General features: G+C 65.2%; 14 protein-coding genes. 3 read left to right on the plus strand and 11 right to left on the minus strand.

Annotated elements, in window-relative coordinates; translation table 11 throughout:
• Window positions 1-36: 36 nt before the first annotated feature.
• Entirely contained in the window at window positions 37-663 is a 627-nt protein-coding gene (locus AB0N31_RS05800; protein ID WP_366057100.1) for a hypothetical protein, read from the plus strand.
• A 111-nt stretch (window positions 664-774) separates the two neighbouring features.
• Window positions 775-1,287, plus strand: a complete 513-nt coding sequence (locus AB0N31_RS05805; RefSeq protein WP_366057101.1) for a hypothetical protein — start codon at window positions 775-777, stop codon at window positions 1,285-1,287.
• Here the strand turns inward: AB0N31_RS05805 and AB0N31_RS05810 are convergent.
• The 9 genes from AB0N31_RS05810 to AB0N31_RS05850 form a co-directional block, all read right to left on the minus strand.
• Complete coding sequence (locus tag AB0N31_RS05810) at window positions 1,226-2,035, minus strand: IS5 family transposase (RefSeq protein ID WP_366057102.1); 810 nt, start codon at window positions 2,033-2,035, stop codon at window positions 1,226-1,228. The two genes, AB0N31_RS05805 and AB0N31_RS05810, sit on opposite strands and share 62 nt — an antisense overlap.
• A gap of 446 nt (window positions 2,036-2,481) precedes the next feature.
• Entirely contained in the window at window positions 2,482-5,640 is a 3,159-nt protein-coding gene (locus AB0N31_RS05815) for a trypsin-like peptidase domain-containing protein (RefSeq protein WP_366057103.1), read from the minus strand.
• Between the two features lie 2 nt (window positions 5,641-5,642).
• Complete coding sequence (locus tag AB0N31_RS05820) at window positions 5,643-5,981, minus strand: trypco2 family protein (RefSeq protein WP_366057105.1); 339 nt, start codon at window positions 5,979-5,981, stop codon at window positions 5,643-5,645.
• Between the two features lie 423 nt (window positions 5,982-6,404).
• Window positions 6,405-7,115: a hypothetical protein gene (locus tag AB0N31_RS05825; protein ID WP_366057106.1), complete on the minus strand. Its 711-nt coding sequence runs from the start codon at window positions 7,113-7,115 to the stop codon at window positions 6,405-6,407.
• 723 nt (window positions 7,116-7,838) lie between these two features.
• Entirely contained in the window at window positions 7,839-8,852 is a 1,014-nt protein-coding gene (locus AB0N31_RS05830; RefSeq protein ID WP_366057107.1) for an HNH endonuclease, read from the minus strand.
• Complete coding sequence (locus AB0N31_RS05835; protein ID WP_366057108.1) at window positions 8,849-9,505, minus strand: class I SAM-dependent methyltransferase; 657 nt, start codon at window positions 9,503-9,505, stop codon at window positions 8,849-8,851. The genes AB0N31_RS05830 and AB0N31_RS05835 overlap by 4 nt, the downstream gene beginning before the upstream one ends.
• Before the next feature lie 411 nt (window positions 9,506-9,916).
• Window positions 9,917-10,213 carry a hypothetical protein gene (locus tag AB0N31_RS05840; protein WP_358748565.1) on the minus strand — a complete coding sequence of 99 codons (297 nt, stop codon included), beginning with the start codon at window positions 10,211-10,213 and terminating at the stop codon, window positions 9,917-9,919.
• Between the two features lie 4 nt (window positions 10,214-10,217).
• Window positions 10,218-10,538 (minus strand): hypothetical protein, encoded by a 321-nt coding sequence (locus AB0N31_RS05845; protein ID WP_366057109.1) that lies wholly within the window; start codon window positions 10,536-10,538, stop codon window positions 10,218-10,220.
• Window positions 10,528-11,088, minus strand: coding sequence for a bifunctional DNA primase/polymerase (locus AB0N31_RS05850; RefSeq protein WP_366057110.1), 561 nt, complete (start codon window positions 11,086-11,088; stop codon window positions 10,528-10,530). The genes AB0N31_RS05845 and AB0N31_RS05850 overlap by 11 nt, the downstream gene beginning before the upstream one ends.
• 389 nt (window positions 11,089-11,477) lie before the next feature.
• Between AB0N31_RS05850 and AB0N31_RS05855 the strand changes: the two genes are divergently transcribed.
• Window positions 11,478-12,713 (plus strand): hypothetical protein, encoded by a 1,236-nt coding sequence (locus AB0N31_RS05855; RefSeq protein ID WP_366057111.1) that lies wholly within the window; start codon window positions 11,478-11,480, stop codon window positions 12,711-12,713.
• A 55-nt stretch (window positions 12,714-12,768) separates the two neighbouring features.
• Here the strand turns inward: AB0N31_RS05855 and AB0N31_RS05860 are convergent, their stop codons facing one another.
• Both AB0N31_RS05860 and AB0N31_RS05865 read right to left on the minus strand, forming a co-directional pair.
• The gene (locus AB0N31_RS05860) at window positions 12,769-13,698 is read right to left on the minus strand and encodes an aminoglycoside phosphotransferase family protein (protein ID WP_366057112.1); all 930 of its coding nucleotides are present in this window, start codon (window positions 13,696-13,698) and stop codon (window positions 12,769-12,771) included.
• Window positions 13,699-14,029: 331 nt separating this feature from the next.
• Entirely contained in the window at window positions 14,030-16,627 is a 2,598-nt protein-coding gene (locus AB0N31_RS05865) for a SpoIIE family protein phosphatase (RefSeq protein ID WP_366057227.1), read from the minus strand.
• Window positions 16,628-16,791 lie beyond the last annotated feature (164 nt).

A 16,791-nucleotide genomic window follows, 5' to 3' on the forward strand; every position in this document is an offset into this window, starting at 1 on the left:
GGGCAGACGAATGGACGAGTTGGGGATCTCGTGGATGTGACCACTCTTGCCGTCGCGCTCATCGGCGTCGGAGGAACACTGGGCGGAACTCTGGGCGGGGCGGTGCTCAGCCAGCGCGCGAGCCGAGAGCAGAACGAGCGTGCCGATCGTGAGCGGGCGGAAGACCGCCAGGACCAAGCACAGCAAGCCAGACGTGAGCTCTATGCCCGCCTGAACACCACGGCTCGCGCTTACCGGGTCGCCGCCCGAGACGCAGTCCGAGCAGCCGAACGCGGCGAGGATGTCGAGCCGACAATCCTCGACGCCGCTAAAGAGGCCTGGTCAGAGGAATATTCTCAGGCACAGATGGCCCTGCCCAAGGATGTTCTCGAAACCGCCTCGACCCTTAACAGGGCGCTCGGAGTCGGGTACTCCGTGGTCAAGCAGTTGCCGAGCAGTCCCAACCTGGACGAGGCATACAGTCGTGCGAAGGCCTGGTTCAGTGGACCGCTGTCCGACGGCGTGTACTTGCTGCGGGTCACCTTGCGACATGACCTCGGCGTCGAGGTTGAGCCCGACTTCGAACGAACCCACATCCAGATGCTCACTGCGCTCGACAGCGAGCGGAAACACCTTGAACGCCTGCTCTCCTCCGAACAGGCCCCGGCCGCCAGGCCTGCTTAGAGGTCGTTCTCTTTCCGAACCTCGTGTGCGGTTTCCGCTGGTCAGGCATGAGATAGCGGCTGGCACGGAAGTCTGGGTCCGTTGCTGACCAAGACGTCGTGGGGGTGACGGATGCCGTCGATGCGGGCGGTGTTGGAAGCGCGGCAGAAGGCCGCGGCGGTGCGGGTGGAGGAGCTCGAAGCCGAGCTGGAGCGAGTGCGGGCGGCTCTGACTGAGGCGGAAGAGGTGCTCAGGCGCCGGGTGATCGGCCTGGAGCAGTATCTGGAGGCGCTGGCCGAGGAGGATGCGCCCGCCGTGGCCGTCGTGTCGCAGAGGAAGCCGGTGGGTCCGCGCCGGGCGGTGCCTCACCGCCAGGACGCGGCCGGACCCGAGGTGTTGTCGGTGGACTACCAGGCGTTGATGGCCGCCGCCCTGGGGGCGGGAGCCGATGGGCTCGGTGCCCGGCGGGCCGCGGTGGTGCTGGGCTGGGACAGCGCCTCTGCCTCCCGTGTCGAGGGAGCGAGGGCCCGGCTGAAACGGCTGGTGGAACGGGGCTGGCTGGTCGAGGAGAAACCGGGCAGGTTCATGCTGCCCGCGCCGGAGCAGGACACTGCCGGCGCTGGGCGGCCAGGCGGCGGCTCATGAGCATGGTCATCGACCACAGGACGACGCTCTCGCTGGTGTCGGTGCGTCGCTCGTAGTCACGGACCAGGCGCCGGCTGCGCAGGAGCCAGGCGAAGGATCTCTCGACGACCCAGCGGCGAGGCAGGACCTCGAAACCTTGGACGTTGTCGCTGCGGCGGACGATGTCGAGGACGAGTCCGAGATGCGCCGCGGTCCAGTCGGTGAGGTGGCCGGTGTAACCGCCGTCGGCCCAGACCCGCGCCAGCCGCCGGAAGTGCTTCTTTGCTGCTGGCAGCACAATGCGGGCCGCGTCCCGGTCGGTCGTGGAGGCCGGCGTGACCAGCACAGCCAGCAGGAGTCCGAGGGTGTCGGTGAGCAGGTGGCGCTTGCGCCCGTTGATCTTTTTCCCCGCGTCGTATCCCCGTGAAGCGAGAGTGACCGTGACGTCCGCCTTCACCGACTGCGAGTCCACGACGGCCGCGCTCGGCTCCGGGCTCCGGCCCTCGGCCCGGCGGACGGCCTCGCGCAGCCGGTCATGCAGCTCGGCCACCAGCCCCGCATCCCGCCAGCGGGCGAAGAAGGCATACACCCGTGGCCAGGGCGGGAAGTCGGACGGCATCGCCCGCCACTTGATGCCGTTGTCGACGAGGTAGCGCACCGCGTCGATCATCTGCCGGTGGCAGTAGCCCTCCGGCCGCCCGCCCCGGCCGGCCAGCCATCCCGGCACCGGTAGCAGATCCCGCACCCGTGCCCACTCGGCATCGCTCATGTCCGAGCCATACCGGGGCCGGCGCTCCGGCCGGTCGGCGGCGTTCCCGAACCTGTGGGCGAGACAGTCACACCCAGGAGTGGACGGACTGGACCCGGCAACCACGACCACGCAACACTTCGACAACAGGGCCTCTTGCTTCTCGCTGGACTCGACAACCGCGAGCTACCAAGAGGCCCTTTTCTTCATGCCCTGACGTCAGCCAACTCACCGGATCCAGCGCCCCGTTCGAACCAGGCCGAGCACACGAACGGATAGAGAACGGCCAGTTAGGCAGCCACTTTGGCGCGAGCCTCGAAGATCATGGCCCCAACGTCGTGCTTTACCGGGCAGGTCCACAGACTGCCCGACGCGCCGGAAGCTTACGGGGCCATGATCACTCGCCCCAAAGCAGCGCCACCCCAAAGCCGCTCCACCGACCTCTAGCGAGAGCATCAACGCTCCACCTATGCGCTCGGATTATGCAGTGGTACCCATCGAGCCATTGAGTCCCAAGACTCCAACACATCAGACAACAGATCCATGCTGACAGACGGTTCTGGTCCAAGGGCGCTGGTCAAAATAAGGAGGAGACCACCGAATTGCTCCACCAGCGTGACCAGCTCACTCCGCGCAGGGGCTGACCAGACTTGGTGGCCCGCCGCCACCGATACCTCACCGTCACCGATAAAGGCCCACGCAAGAGAGTCAGCTTCCCTGGGCGGAAAGCCGGACCACAAAGGCCGCAAGTTGAGAGCCGATCCCAATACCGATTGCGGTCCGTACACACCCGTCACCGTCCACCCTTGCTCCCCGTCCAGATTCAGTTGGGCTCGCTCTAGTGACGGGTTCACGATAAGAGTAGGGACAGGACCGCCAGACGAATCTCCAACCGAAAACGCGGCGCTAACCGACTTCCAACTGATACCAACGTCGTTCGACATGGTGATTAGTGCAGAATCATTCCAGCGCGGGTATCTGCACAGGCCGAAATGAAATATCCTTGCGTCTGCCCTAGTGTACGAATCATCGACATACAGAGCCGGTACGCTGCCCGCTAGAGGATACCCGCAGTCTAGGCAGTCCCCCGCCCAAAGAATCTGCATTAGGAGCCGGATTTCATCTTCTCCGAGCTTATCCACCATCTCTCGACTCACCGCAAGGTATCGCAACCCAGGAAAGTCAGGCGAAGCCTCAAGCACCAACCAATCTACGTCTAAACCATTACTGCGCGCCCTATCCCACCACCCTTTTCCCTCGCCTAGATTTCCAAAGGAGTAAGCAATCACTCCGGCCATCAGAGCGCCGACAGAGTCCCCTAGATGCGCCTGCTTCCTTGCTATGTCGTAGGCTTTAGAGACGTAAACGTTAGCCTGATCATGGTCCTTTTTCCGCAGCAGCACGCCAGCATACGAGAGCGTCGCGAAAGGTATCTCCCCGTCAGCCGCTATCCGCAAAGCCTCCACCGACTCATCCGATTGAAACTTCAGCGCTAGCCAGTCTGAATAGTGAAGCGCACTCGCTGGGTCGCCAGCTTCAGTGCCACGCTTCCATAGCTCCACCGCTTTATCTTGGTCACCTAGCTTGTCATAGACGAGCCCTAGAGCACCGATTGACTGCAGCTCCCCGCGCTCGACGGCCAGCGAATACCACTGGAGGGCGCCACTGAGATCATCTCTGACGTAACAGAGAGCGCCTAGATTGTGGGTACCTGTTGAGTCGCCGAGTTCAGAAGCCTGCAGGAAGCACCTGCTGGCACCCTCATAATCTTTCTCAGAAGCCAAAAGGGCTCCTAGATTGATCAGGCCGTCAGGGTCATTCGCCTCGACGAGCGGTACCAGTACCTCCTTCGCAACGTCCGGTCGGCCGGCGACTCTGGCTATCATCGCAACAGAAGTACGGCGCGAATTATCGACCACACGCAAGGCTTCGCCCCATACGCAATCCGGCAGATCACTTGCGGGCGATCGCCGAGCAACGTCAGATACGAGATAATCAAATGGCTTCCATGTGCCACCCCTTCCCGGATTCAGAGATGCGGTCACCCCGAGCACAACATCAGTTGCCCAATTCCATGCTTTATCAACTCCTTCTGGTCTCAGAGCCAGCCCGCCAACCTCTTCTAGGTAGTGCTCATGCAGGCGCTCCACTGCATCTGCAGGTAGAGAGGAATCCACCCCCGTACGTGCTAGGTCTACAGCGGCTGCCACGAGAGCAGCGCCACGCGGGTTTCCTCTTACCCTGGAAGCGGAGCGCCACATCTTGAGAATTTGGGGCCCCGCTGCCAGATATTCTGCAACTCCGTACGATTTGTCTGAATTGAGAGCCTCAGTAATTCGTGGATCTGAGACCAGAGAAGCCCGCCGCCTCTCACTGGGAGTCCAGATGCGGTCCACTGTGACATGACGGGCCGCACGAATTACTCTGCCAGGAGAAGACGAAATGCGTGGGCCGTCTATTCGAGTAACGGATCGAACGTCCCTATCATCCGTATAGTGCTCGTGAAATTCTGTCCGCAAGGTTGAAAGTAGAACCACTCGACGGCTAGTTAAGGCATCCAGCAGCATTGGAGTCAGGCCATCAGAGTGTAGATAGTCATGCAAATCATCGAGCCAAACTATCCTCTGCCCATTGCCATCCAAGGAAAGCAGGGTTGAGAGACTCGCTTCGGGATCGGGTTTGCAGACGAGCCAGCCTGCGAGGTTACGGCGCATGGCTTCAAACAGTGCTCTGGTCTTACCTGCGGCGGAATCTCCAGTGAGAAGGAGCATACCGCCTTCTCTCGCCAGGATTTCGAGATGGTCATCCAATTCGACATCGACACCGCGAGGTACGTATTCTACAACCTGTGGATGGCCGGGCGAGTCGGGAGCCCGATGAACCCCAAACGTGATCGGCTCCGCCTCAGAGACAGGATACCAATGGATATCACCGATTTGTCGTGATGTTGCCAAGGACTGCGGTGCCTGCCTGCGTATTTCCGTTATTTCGACCTGTGATCCTGTCGCACCTTGGATGACTTGCCTAAAATTTTCGTCTTCGATCAAGACTGATGCGGGTACAGCCTCGACACGAGCGTGCCCCCATTGCACCGGATCTCCGGAGACGACACCGATTAAGTAATCATCCAGGAAGAGGGCCGCACCTGACATTCCTTGCCATGGTGATCCCGAGGCATCTTTTCCGCCAGGAGGCGCAGAATGAGCACTGTCCAATATGTAGCGATTACGAAGGATAGATGATCCCGGCTTGAGAGTCCCTACTATCTGCTCAGTGTCTGGCCTCGCTCCATCGCGCAGTGAAATGCGCGGATATCCAATGGCTTCACAGTTGTCCCTAGCCGATAGGTCACTTACCTTCCCCCACTTAACATCGGATATTCCACATTTCGATACATTCACCACTAGGTCGTCAGTAGCTTCAAGTAGCGCAGCATCGCAGGCCCCATCGTGTCGCCGCCAGATAACCCGACACTTTTGCGCACCGGTGCCTCCTGGGACAGCGACATGCGCAAACTCCGCATCATCGAATAGGTGAGCAGATGTCAGCACTAGGCGCGGATTCAGCAGGTATCCGCTGCCCTGCCGCGCAGCCTGGATAATCGCGATTCGCTCGGCAGACCGCATGCTCAAGTCCGGCTTTCTCCAGGGAGCGCGGTGAACTCACCCATATCGACTTTGCTTTGGTTTCCGATCTCCAACGGGTTACCACTTCCTGATTCCTTCGGCCTCAGTTTTATCGACACCCTGTGGGTGGAATTCCAGGCGGCTCCTCCCTGCAAGTCAACCGAAGTGACCCAAGCCTTAAAGCCAGCCTTGGCATTAACGTCTCGGCGCAGCTCTACAGCGAATTCTAGGTCTATCTCCTCGACCTCAAACTTGATTTGCTGGCCAGCGGATGATTCCACACAAGAAATCAATTGATCTCTCAATCCTTGCACTGCCTCAGTGAGTTCGATGTTTTCCAAGGCATCCCTCATTTACTCGGCGCCTCCGTCCCCTTGCTGCTCGTCCTCCGGGCTATGGTGACAAAATTCCTTTGCTGCGAAGCGCCCAGCCTCTCAGGCTGGCTAGAAATAGTCGGTCGTGGCTGGAGTGCCCCCCTCGCATCCCGTGATCGGTCTGATCCCGCGCATGCTTCACGGAGTCACTTATAAGTTGCGGCCATCGCGGCTTGCTCTGGCCGATAGGGGTGCAGCGCGACCTACGCACGCCTGGTCGGCCGGCGCATCCTCCGTCGTAGCTGACTGTCGTCGGCTAGGGTTCGTGCCACAACCGTGCCAGATGCAGGGGGCAGCCAGGGTCAACACCGGTGCCCTGCGGTCGAGTAGCCGCCCGCTTCCTCAGCTGACGAAGCCGCAGATCAGCGCGCAGATCACCCAGCCGCTCTCCTAAAGTGGTACTCGGCTCCCGCCGTGCAATGCGCTGCTGATCTCCAGAAGGCGCCCCTCGGGCAGAGCGAATGCGTTGCTTGGGTTTCGGTAGGAGTGCCCACCGTCGTTGGTCCAGATGCCGCCTGCCGACCTCCACCGAGCGGGAGCCCATTGGCCCTGGTTCTCAAGGAGCATCCTTGCCACCTTGGCGGGCTCTTCGATCAGGGTGAGAGCCGCGAGCGAAGTGGTGAGAGCCGAGGCTGCATCGTCAGGAAGCAGCGCGTCGCCGAGCGTGGGGAAGAGCAGCAAGAGACGGGCGTCAGCATCACTAGTGCCTTCTGTTGCCGACTGCCGAGCAGCGGACAGCAGTTCCGGCCAGGCCATGCCGGGCCCCATGAAGTGACCGTCGACCACAGCGAGGGTTTCCGCTTCGGACCAAGCCGGCTGATGGATCAGATAGTCCACGCCCCATTCGTCCACGAAGTTGCGGTAGACGACGTAGATGGTGTGACCAGAGCGCAGCGGCACACTGAACACCGGCCACTCATGTTCGGCGGACAGTGCGCGATACAGCTCCATGGCCGCATCCCAGTCTGCACCGAACGCGGCTCGTTGTGCGTCCTCCCCCCGCAGGCAGGAGCCGAGGTGCACAGGCCAGAACAACGGGTCGTCCAGGTAGGCGTCACCCCGGACCAAGGGGCCGCCTTCGTATCCGGGGATCTTGAGCATGTGCAGATGATGGCACGCGGGACAGTCACCGCGTCAGGAGGGAAGTTCGGCCCTCTTCCGTCTCAGTTTCCGTCTCATTCGCTGTCGTTCGCGGACGTTCAGACGAGATTGCAGCCAGTAGCCACTAGCTCAACCGGCCACCCATGAACGCAGGTGAACGGCCCCGCCCGAGACCTCCGGCGTCACCATCACAGTGGGAAAGCGTGCGCCCCTGAGCGACCTCCTTGGGCCGCCGTGCACCGCTGCGCGGAGCAGTGCGCCTTCCACAGAGGACATGTGTCCGGCAATCCTGCACTGGTCCGCACGACGGTCGAGACCGGGGGTGGGAGACATGGCTCGTACGCAGTCCAGATGTGGAGCGCTCACAGAGAAGGGCACTCGGTGTCGGCGGTTGGCGATGGTCGGTGCGTCGCGATGCAACCTGCACCGTGGCGAGTGGTCGTCGTACACCATCGAGAAGCGCAAGGAAGCCGAACGCAAGGCGAAGACACGCAAGCGTCGCAAGTGACCCCAGCGGATGCGAGGTGACATCCATGGCTGACATCAACGACAGCGGACAGCGGACAGCGGCGGCGCGGTTCGGTCTGACACGGCCACGGCCGCCCCGCGCAGCACGGGTGGACAGGCGGTCAGACCGAACTCCTGAAGCGGTGCTCATCCGTCGCGATCACTTCGAAGCCATGCGCGCCGTCCGTGAGTGGCCCAGGACCTCTGGGTTCGGAGTCAGACTGCTGTCTGAATCGCTCCCAGGAACTCGGTCCACGAGGGCGTCTTCTGGCCGGGCAGGGCGTTTTTCAGGCTGAGTTGCAGTGTGCGACGCAGGGGATGGGGGGACTGCATGATTGCGTCATTCCGGGCCGCGAGGCGGGCGAGTTCGGCCGGGGTGGGTAGTCGGTCGCTTTTGGCTCCGTTGCAGGGGGCATGTGCGGGGGCAAGGTTCCACAGGGCGTCCAGATCTGGACCGTGCCAGGAGCCGACGCTGTCGAAGCGACGCATCAGGGAGAACGGGAAGACGTGGTCGACGGCTATGGCGTCGCCCGGGGTCAGAACATCGCCGCAGATCAGGCAGCGGCCGTGTTGAAAACCGACTGTGGCGTCAACGATGCCGGTCACCGAGCGGCGTCGGCGTTTGTCGGTGATCTTAAGGGTGTCGCAGTCGACCGTAACGCCCTCCTCGACGAGGCTGCGCCCGACGCCGGCAGCGAAGGAGCTCTCCACGATGCTCCAGCGCGCACCCAGCTCCGCGGCCAGGCTTGATGCTTGCTCCGACTGCGCCAGTCGCAGCAGGTCAGGAGTCAGGCGCACGACTCGCTGCCGTCCCGTCCCTGCCAGCTCGTAGAAGGTGTGGGGCACTGCAGTTTCACCGCGGAGATTGTGGAACTTCTGCATCACCATCATCGGCATGGAACGCACTGCGGCCGTCAGTAGACGCTCGGTGGGCTGGCCGGCCTCCAGCGTCGCGGCTCTCTCCTGCCCAGCGACGGTGAGGAAGTCTTTCTCGCCCAGCTCCATCGTCTGCGGCGCCTGCGGGTCCTGGGCCAAATGCTGCACCAGGCCCAGGCTGTAGGCAGCGGCGAGCTCGGCAAGGGAGATCTCCTCTCGCCCGGTCCGCCCGAACCCCAACAGCGCCTGGCCGAGAGCGAACTTGTAGGTGCGCGAGTTGGCCCCCATCAGCACTGCCAACCGCCACGACGCGCGCGCCGAGGAATCCTGGGCGTAGAACTCGCGCCCGCTCACGCGGCCCCCTTGCGCAGGACAACCGTCTGCCACCACACATCGGCACGGCCGAGCCGGTCCGCGCCCTCCTCTACCAGCCGCACCAACCGCAGCGCCTGCCGCTCCCCGTCCCGCACGACCTCCTCCGCGGGCACATCGAACATCACCCGGTCTGTCGGTGGGACTCCGCGCCGAAGCGAGACGACCAGCAGCCCCGCCGGAGCCAGCAGCGTGGTCAGCCGCTCCATCGCCTGCCCACGCCCGGCCGGCGCCAGGTGCATCCACACAGCCGACAGCAGCACCAGCTCAAAAGGCCCTTGCAGGTGGGACAGTGCGGGCAGCGAGTCCTCGACCCAACGGACGTCCTCGCACGGGTTGAGGCTCTGCGCGACCTCCCGAAGCTCACAGACCGGCTCCGCTGCCACCACCTGGTAACCGCGCCGTGCGATTGCCGCGGCGTCCCGCCCAGTGCCAGCACCTACGTCCAGCACCTTCGCCGGCGCCGGCGGAAGCAGATCCAACACCCCGCCATGCACCTCCTCGAAGGTGACGCTCCCGTACCTCTGCCCCAGCAATGCAGCGCGCTGCGCGTAGTAAGGCTGGACGCCCGCAGCAGGATGGCCCACCGCCGACGACTCGCCGAAGTGAGGGAATTTCTCGCCTGTACCAACCATGGCCTCAAGCTACGGGACCGCACCGACAACGGCCGACGCATGAAGACGAAAGGTGGGTGCGGAGTCATTCGGCACCCCGGCAGACGTGCCAGAACCGTGCCAGGTCGGGCGGGAAGCCACGGGGAACACCGAGGAATGCAAGCCGCGGACGTCAGGCGTCGACACCGTTACACCGCAGGTCAGCAAGCTTCCCGCCCCTGAAGCACCCAAGCTGATGTCATGGCTGGCCTGCCGCTCCGTCCGGGCTGCGGCGCTGGGGCGCCGGTCCCGGCCGAGCGACAGGCCAGTCAAGTTCGTCAAAACAGCAAGTGGCCCCGTACGACAGCGTTGGGGGAACGATGTCGTACAGGGCCAAACCAGCCAGCCACAGGAGCACGCTCGAACCGCGGCGACCGGCGTTCGAGGAGCGGTTCAGACGGCGGATGTCTCGGTCGTCGTGCCGTGCAGCTCTGCTTGGAGTCCTGCCGCGATGAGCTTCGCCAGCATTTCGGCCGCGTCAGGGCGCACGGTTCCCAGCTGCACCAATCCGTCGCCGAGGACGTTCACGTCGGCCATCAAGCCGGGGAAGTCGGAGTCCAACCCGAGCAGCACGAGTTGGTCCGCCAGGGTGCCGGCGCTTCGGCGCGCACGGTTCCAGCCTCGGACGTAGGGCACGCCGGGCACCAGGTCCTCCGCCCGTTTGGCCACCACTCCTCGCCGGTCGGTCATGACGTCAGGTCCTTCCCTTGTGTTTTTCGGCTGTGGTTGACGCGTGACCGTCGCCGTCACGGTCGCGGCCGTATCCGCTTGCCAGTGCCAGACGTAGGAGCTCGGCGAGTCGCTCGGCCGTATCGGGTGAGACACGTCCCAGCTCGACGAGGCCGTGTCCGAAGGCGTTCAAGTCCGCACGCAGGTAGGGGAAGTCCTTCTCCAGGCCGGCGCGCACGAGGACGTCTCGCAATGCGGTGGTGGCGTTTCGAGCCGCGTACCAGCCGTCGCTGTCGAGAGGTGACCACGCGGCGGCGTCGCGCCCGACGGTCGGCTCATCCGGCATCGGTGGTCGTCTCCTCGGGGAGCGCAGCAACCGCCGCGTAAGGAGTCGGGTACTGCTCGTCGAAGCGGTCGATCCTCGCCAAGAGCTCAGCGGAGGCGACCAGCGCAGTCGCGAGAGCCACCGGCCGCAGCGGGTTGGCCTCCGGCCGACGCGTCGGTGCCCGGAGCCACTGATAGCGGTCCTCGGACAGCGGAATGGGGCCGGGCACGACGACGGCCGAACCATCGCTTAGGTAGCGGTAAGGCGGCGGAGACGAGGTTTCACGGTCGAGGTAGTACGTGAAGGTCTCGCGGCTCTGCGAGCCCAGGAAGAATCCGACTCGCTGCGCCTTGCGGTCGATGACCGAAGGTCCCATCGGCATCCCGCTGCGCTGGAAGCGGTCGAACATCTCCATTCCGAGGCGCTGTTCCACGCTCACCACGTCGAAGAAGCGGCCGGTCGGCAGGAGGCAGGGCATCCGCGGGTCATCCGCCCAAACCTGTCGGCACTCAGTCGGGTTGTCCGCTGCCGCAGACAGCCACTCCATGCCCCGCCTGGTCATCCTCTGCACGTCATCTCACCCTCAGTCGGACTGCGGTGCGGCCTCGGTGCCGCCGTAGGTCCACACTCCCGGCCCGGCACCTGGCCAGGGCAGATGATGAGGGGTGACGGGGGATGACGCGTCCACGCCCGTCGCGTCATCCCCCGTCACCTGTTCCTTGCGAGCGATCTCCGATTACTACGTGCAAGAAGCAATGACCAGCGCGTACATTCGGTCGGGCAGACCGAGTGTTCGCACCGGCGTACGCACAGGGAATGAAGGGCTACGTCCTCATGAAGCCGACCAGTGCCCGCTTACGGGAAGCTCGCACCGGCCGGGGCTGGAGTCAGCCGCGGTTAGTGAGGGAGTTACGTCGAGCGGCATCCCAGCGCGGGCATCAACTCCCTTCGGACGCCAGTGTGAAGCGCCGTATCGCGAGTTGGGAGAACGGGCACAGCTCGCCCGACGACTTCTACGGGCCACTTCTGTGTGATGCCTTCGCGACGAGTCCGACGGAACTCGGCCTGGACTACGGAGAGGCGAAGGACGCTTCGGTACTCGACGCCTCGTACCCCGCCAGCCCTGATGACGCCATTCAGACGGTCGGCCAGTTGTGGCGCGCGGACCTCAACCACTACGACCCTCTACTCACCGCGGAGCCGTCCGAGCCTGCATGGAACGAGGCATCCCTCCGGTGGCTCGTTGCTCCCGAGCCGAGCATTCCCCGGCCGCGTGCCGAGGGGGTGCGAGTCGGTCTCGGCGACGTGGCAGCGATCAAGACCACCGCGGACATGTTCGCCCAGCTTGACGATCAGTTCGGCGGCGACCATGCCCGCCACTCGGTCATCCAGTACCTCAACAACGACGTGGCCCCGCTCCTGCAAGGCCGGTACACCGAGCAGGTGGGCAGGGCCCTGTTCTCGACCGTGGCGGAAGCGACGCTTCTTGCCGGTTGGATGTCCTACGACGCCTGCCACCACGGACTTGCCCAGAGGTACTTCCTCCAGGCCCTCCGCCTCGCCCAGGACGCCAACGACCGCCGGCTCGCGGGCAGCATCCTGTCAGCGATGAGCCACCAGGCGACCTTCTTGGGGCGGTACACGCAGGCCGCGACTCTTGCCCGTGCAGCGCTCATGGGTATCTCTCCGGTGGCCACACCGACGCTGCGGGCTCAGTTCCACGCGATGGAGGCCCGCGCCCTTGCTCGCACCGGAGACGTCGCCGCCTGCGAGGCCGCGCTCAACGCGGCGACCAAGGCCCTCGAAGGTCGAAACAGCGACGACGAGCCGGAGTGGATCAGCTACTTCGACGAGGCCGAGCTCGCCGCCGAAGCCGCCCACTGCTTCCGCGACGTCAACAGCGCCCGCCGGGCGGTGTCCCACGCCGAGAACGCCATGAGCGGCAGCCATGTACGAAGCGACTTCTTCGCGACGATGGTCCTCGCCGACGCCCACTTGCGCGCGGGGGACGTCGAGGAGGCATGCCGTGTAGCCCTGGATGCTCTGGATCTCGGCGAACAACTCAAGTCGGCGCGGTGTGTCAGCTACCTCGCCGAGTTCCGCCGGAACCTCAGCGCCGCCGGCCACAGTGCCGCTGCACGCGACCTCGCAGACGAGGCAAGCGAGCACAGGCTGTGGATCGCCGCGGGAACGTAGGTCTTCTCGGCAGGCTCCAGGGTCACGGAGCTAGCCAGTGCTGCGCTGCCAGTGCCTAGAAGGCACTCCACGAGTCGCGTCCCTCGCCCGTCCGCAACGACCTCATCCGCCGGGCGAACTCGGTCGCAGAGCGCTCACTCACGTCGACTTGGTGACCGAGCCACGCCACCATCATCAGCTCCCGCAGATCGGCCAAGGTCTCGTATCCGGGCCAGTTCATGAGGTCGAAGCCGTAGCGGTGGACGAACTCCGCGTACTCCGCCCTGGTGTGCCAGCCGTACCGGTCGTAGTAGAGGGCGGTCAGGATCAGGTCCCACTCGCGCGGGGCGAGGGCGCATCCGTCGAGGTCGATCAGGACCGCATGACCGTCCCGGTGGCGGAGGATGTTCCCGATGTTGGCGTCTCCGTGGATCAGGCCGAAAGGCAACACGAAGTCCAGCCGGTCGTACTCCTTGGCGAGCTTGGCCGCTCGTTCATCCAGGAAGGACCGGTCCTCCGGAGAGACAGCGTGCAAGCCGTCCAGCGAGGCCGACAGCTTGGCCAGGGGATCGAAGTAGGGCAACCCCAGCGACTCGGGTTCTTCCAACCAGTGCAGGCGACGGAGCAGGTCGGCCAGCTCGCCGACCGTCGCGTACTCCTCTCGCTCCTGGACGCTCTCCCAGAAGGTCACCACCAGGCCGCGGACGAGGACGGGTTGTGCGATGGCGGTTGGCACTCGTGTGGCCGGGAACTCGATCGTCCCGAGCCACCGGGCGACGCCCACGGCGCGTTCCATCTCCGCCAGGACGGCAGGATCACGTGCGATACGGACGATGATCGGTAAGGACGCCAGCCGGTACACCGCGTTGGAGCCCAGGCGTAGAAGTTCTGCCCCCGTGGAGTCGAGGCCGGCCGCCTCGCACGCCTCACGCATGACGGCTTCCATGCCCTCCGCCGTGAACTCCGTGCCGTCGTCGTGCGCTTCGCCGCCAGTGCCCGAGATCATGTCTCCGACGATACGGCGCGGCCCCACCCCCGGACAGGGCGCCCACGTAATAGGGGCGTGATGATCTTGGTTGAGTCCCGCCACCGGCACCACTCCCCCGCAGGTCAGAGCCCCGACAGCCTTCGCTCTCACCTGGCCTCCGGAGCCATGTGCGCAGGTTCGAATCCTGCCGGGGGCACCTTGCAGAAGGTGCCCAAAGACCCCGTCACCAGCGGAAACGCTGAGGCCGGGGTCTTAGCGTGTGCGTCCGCCGACGGGCCCGCTCCGGGCGGGCGTCGGAACGGCGTCCGGAAGTGCTGGAGGCGCTCCGGGCGCGGAAGCGAAGGACGTCTCAGGGTTTCGGCAGTGCCTGCTCGGCCCAGATCACCTTGCCCTGGGCGGTGTACCGGGTCCCCCAGCGCTCGGTCAGCTGCGACACCAGGAACAGGCCCCGGCCGCCTTCGTCGGTCGTCGCGGCATACCGCAGGTGGGGCGAGGTACTGCTGCCGTCGGCCACCTCGCAGATCAGCGTGCGGTCGTGGATCAGCCTCAGGTGGATCGGCTCGCAACCGTAGCGGACGGCGTTGGTGACGAGCTCGCTCAGCACCAGTTCCGTGCTGAAGCCCAGTTCGGACAGCCCCCACTCGTCGAGCTTGTCGGTCGCCGCGGCACGTACCCCGGCGACGGCGGCCGGATCGGGCGGTACGTCCCACTCGGCGATCCGTTCCGGCGGCAGCGCACGGGTACGGGCGATGAGCAGAGCCACGTCGTCCTTGGGGCGTTCGGGCAGCAGCGATCCCAGCACGGCCTGGCAGCTCTCCTCCGGCGCGCGCTCGGGTTGGCCCGCCAGGGCTTTGCGCAGGAGTTCCATTCCCTCGTCGAGGTCGCGGGTCCGGTCCTCGATGAGGCCGTCGGTGTAGAGGACGAGCTGGGAGCCTTCGGCGATGTCCAGCTCGGCGGCCTGGAAGGGCATGCCGCCGAGACCCAGTGGTGGACCCGGCGGCAGGTCGAGAAAGGTGACGTTTCCGTCAGGGCGGACCAGCGCGGGAGCCAGGTGCCCCGCGCGTGCCATGGTGCAGCGGCGCGTCGTGGGGTCGTAGATCGCGTACAGGCAGGTGGCGCCCACGACGGCGGCGGGGCTGTCCGTGCACGCCTCGTCCTGGTCGATGCGCCCGACCAGGTCGTCCAGATGACTCAGCAGTTCGTCGGGCGGCAGATCGAGCGTGGAGAAGTTGTGCACCGCGGTCCGCAGCCGCCCCATGGTCGCGGCGGCGTGCAGGCCGTGACCGACCACGTCACCGACGACCAGCGCCACGCGGCTGCCCGGCAGGGGAATCACATCGAACCAGTCCCCGCTCACACCCGACTGGGCCGGGAGGTACCGGTAGCCGACGTCGAGGGCGCTCTGCTCGGGCAGGCCCCGCGGCAGCAGGCTGCGCTGGAGGGTGACCGCCAGGGCGTGCTCGCGCGTGTACCGGCGGGCGTTGTCGATGCTGACCGCGGCGCGAGCCACCAGTTCCTCCGCCAGCGAGAGCTCCTCCCGGTCGAAGGGGTCGTGCTCCTCGGAGCGCCAGAAGTTGACCGTGCCCAGCACGACACCGCGGGCCTGGATCGGAGCCGCTATGAGCGAATGGATGCCGTAGTCCACGATCTGTTCGGTGCGTTCCGGGTCCTGCAGGTGCCAGCCCGTCGCGGTGGACAGGTCGGCCACCAGTTCCGAGCGGCCGGTGCCGTAGCCGCGTGCCTGGGGCGTGGAGGGCAGGAAGTCGATCAGCCTGCCCTTCTCGTAGAGCGGATGGTCGTCGCGGATGCCGCATACGGCGACACGTCTCATTCCCTTTGCCGTGGTCGCCGGTTCCTCGCCGTGCAGTACGGCGTCGGCCAGGTCCACGGTGACGAAGTCGGCGAAACGGGGGACGGCGATCCGGGCGAGTTCGTCGGCCGTTCGGACCACGTCCAGGGTGGTGCCGATGCCCAGTCCGGCGTCGTAGAGCAGCTTCAGCCGTTCACCCGTGATTTCGGCCCTGCCCGACACGGCCCGCAGTTCCGTGGAATCGCGCAGCGTCACCACGGTGCCCTTGGGGCCTCCGCCGTAGTCCGTGAGCCTCTGGTTGACCACCAGCAGCCGCGGTCCGGCCAGGTGCACCTCGTCATTGGCCTCGCGGCCGGAGCTGAGCAACGACATCATCTCCGGTTCGAGGGTCGGCATCGCGGACACACGCTGCCCCTCTGCGTCCGGGGGCAATTCCAGGAGCCGCCTGGCCTCGTCGTTCGCCAGCAGCAGTCGCCCCTCGCCGTCGACGATGAGCACCCCTTCGCGCACGGAGTGCAGCACGGTGTCGTGGTGCTCGTACATGCGGGCCATCTCGTTCGGGGCCAGGCTGTGGGTCTGCCGTCGCAGCCGCCTGCTCACCAGCACCGTGGCGGCGGTGGCCGCTCCGAGCGCGCCCGCCCCGGCGGTCAGGATGATCGGTATCTGCCGCTCCACCAGACTGGTCACGTTCTTGACCTTCAGCCCGGCGGAGACGAGGGCCACCACGCGGCCCCGGGTGTTCCGGATGGGCACGGTCGCCTGGACTTCCCGGCCGAGGGGGCCGTCCACGCTTTCGGTGTAGACCTTTCCCGCCAGCGACGGCTCGATCTTCCCCACGAACCGCTTCCCGATCCGGTCCGGCAGGGGATGGGTGTAACGGATCCCTTCCGTGTTCATCACCACGACGAAGTCGACGCCCGCGGACTTGCGTCCGGCCTCGGTCAGCGGCTGCAGGACCTGCGAGGGATCGGGGGCTCGCAGTGCGGACAGCACGCCCGGGGAGTGCGCGAAAGTCTGCGCGACGGCTATGGATCTCCGTTTGGCCTCGGCGTCGGTGTGCCGCTGTGACTGCAGGACGAGGGCGAAGACGGCGAATGCCACGAGCAGCACCACCAGTGCCACCTGCATGAGGAACATCTGCCCCGCGACGCTTCGCGTGTTCTTCCGCACCAGTGACCACAACCGCGATATATGCGTAAATCGGGCAAAACGGTCTCCCATCCGGCCTTTCTAGCACTGCTCACCCCCCTTAGTCACGGTCCGGCCTCCGAACCACCCGTGCCCACCGACGATCGATCGCC

The organism is Streptomyces sp. NPDC051051 (assembly GCF_040682975.1).
Classification (GTDB): Bacteria; Actinomycetota; Actinomycetes; order Streptomycetales; family Streptomycetaceae; genus Streptomyces.

Bases quoted from the DNA above. Each gene is read 5' to 3' on its own strand.
- AB0N31_RS05810 (WP_366057102.1), bottom strand. From the start codon at position 2,035: ATGAGCGATGCCGAGTGGGCACGGGTGCGGGATCTGCTACCGGTGCCG.
- AB0N31_RS05835 (WP_366057108.1), bottom strand. From the start codon at position 9,505: ATGGTTGGTACAGGCGAGAAATTCCCTCACTTCGGCGAGTCGTCGGCG.
- AB0N31_RS05825 (WP_366057106.1), bottom strand. From the start codon at position 7,115: ATGCTCAAGATCCCCGGATACGAAGGCGGCCCCTTGGTCCGGGGTGAC.
- AB0N31_RS05860 (WP_366057112.1), bottom strand. From the start codon at position 13,698: ATGATCTCGGGCACTGGCGGCGAAGCGCACGACGACGGCACGGAGTTC.
- AB0N31_RS05865 (WP_366057227.1), bottom strand. From the start codon at position 16,627: ATGTTCCTCATGCAGGTGGCACTGGTGGTGCTGCTCGTGGCATTCGCC.
- AB0N31_RS05840 (WP_358748565.1), bottom strand. From the start codon at position 10,213: ATGACCGACCGGCGAGGAGTGGTGGCCAAACGGGCGGAGGACCTGGTG.
- AB0N31_RS05815 (WP_366057103.1), bottom strand. From the start codon at position 5,640: ATGCGGTCTGCCGAGCGAATCGCGATTATCCAGGCTGCGCGGCAGGGC.
- AB0N31_RS05805 (WP_366057101.1), top strand. From the start codon at position 775: ATGCCGTCGATGCGGGCGGTGTTGGAAGCGCGGCAGAAGGCCGCGGCG.
- AB0N31_RS05845 (WP_366057109.1), bottom strand. From the start codon at position 10,538: ATGCCGGATGAGCCGACCGTCGGGCGCGACGCCGCCGCGTGGTCACCT.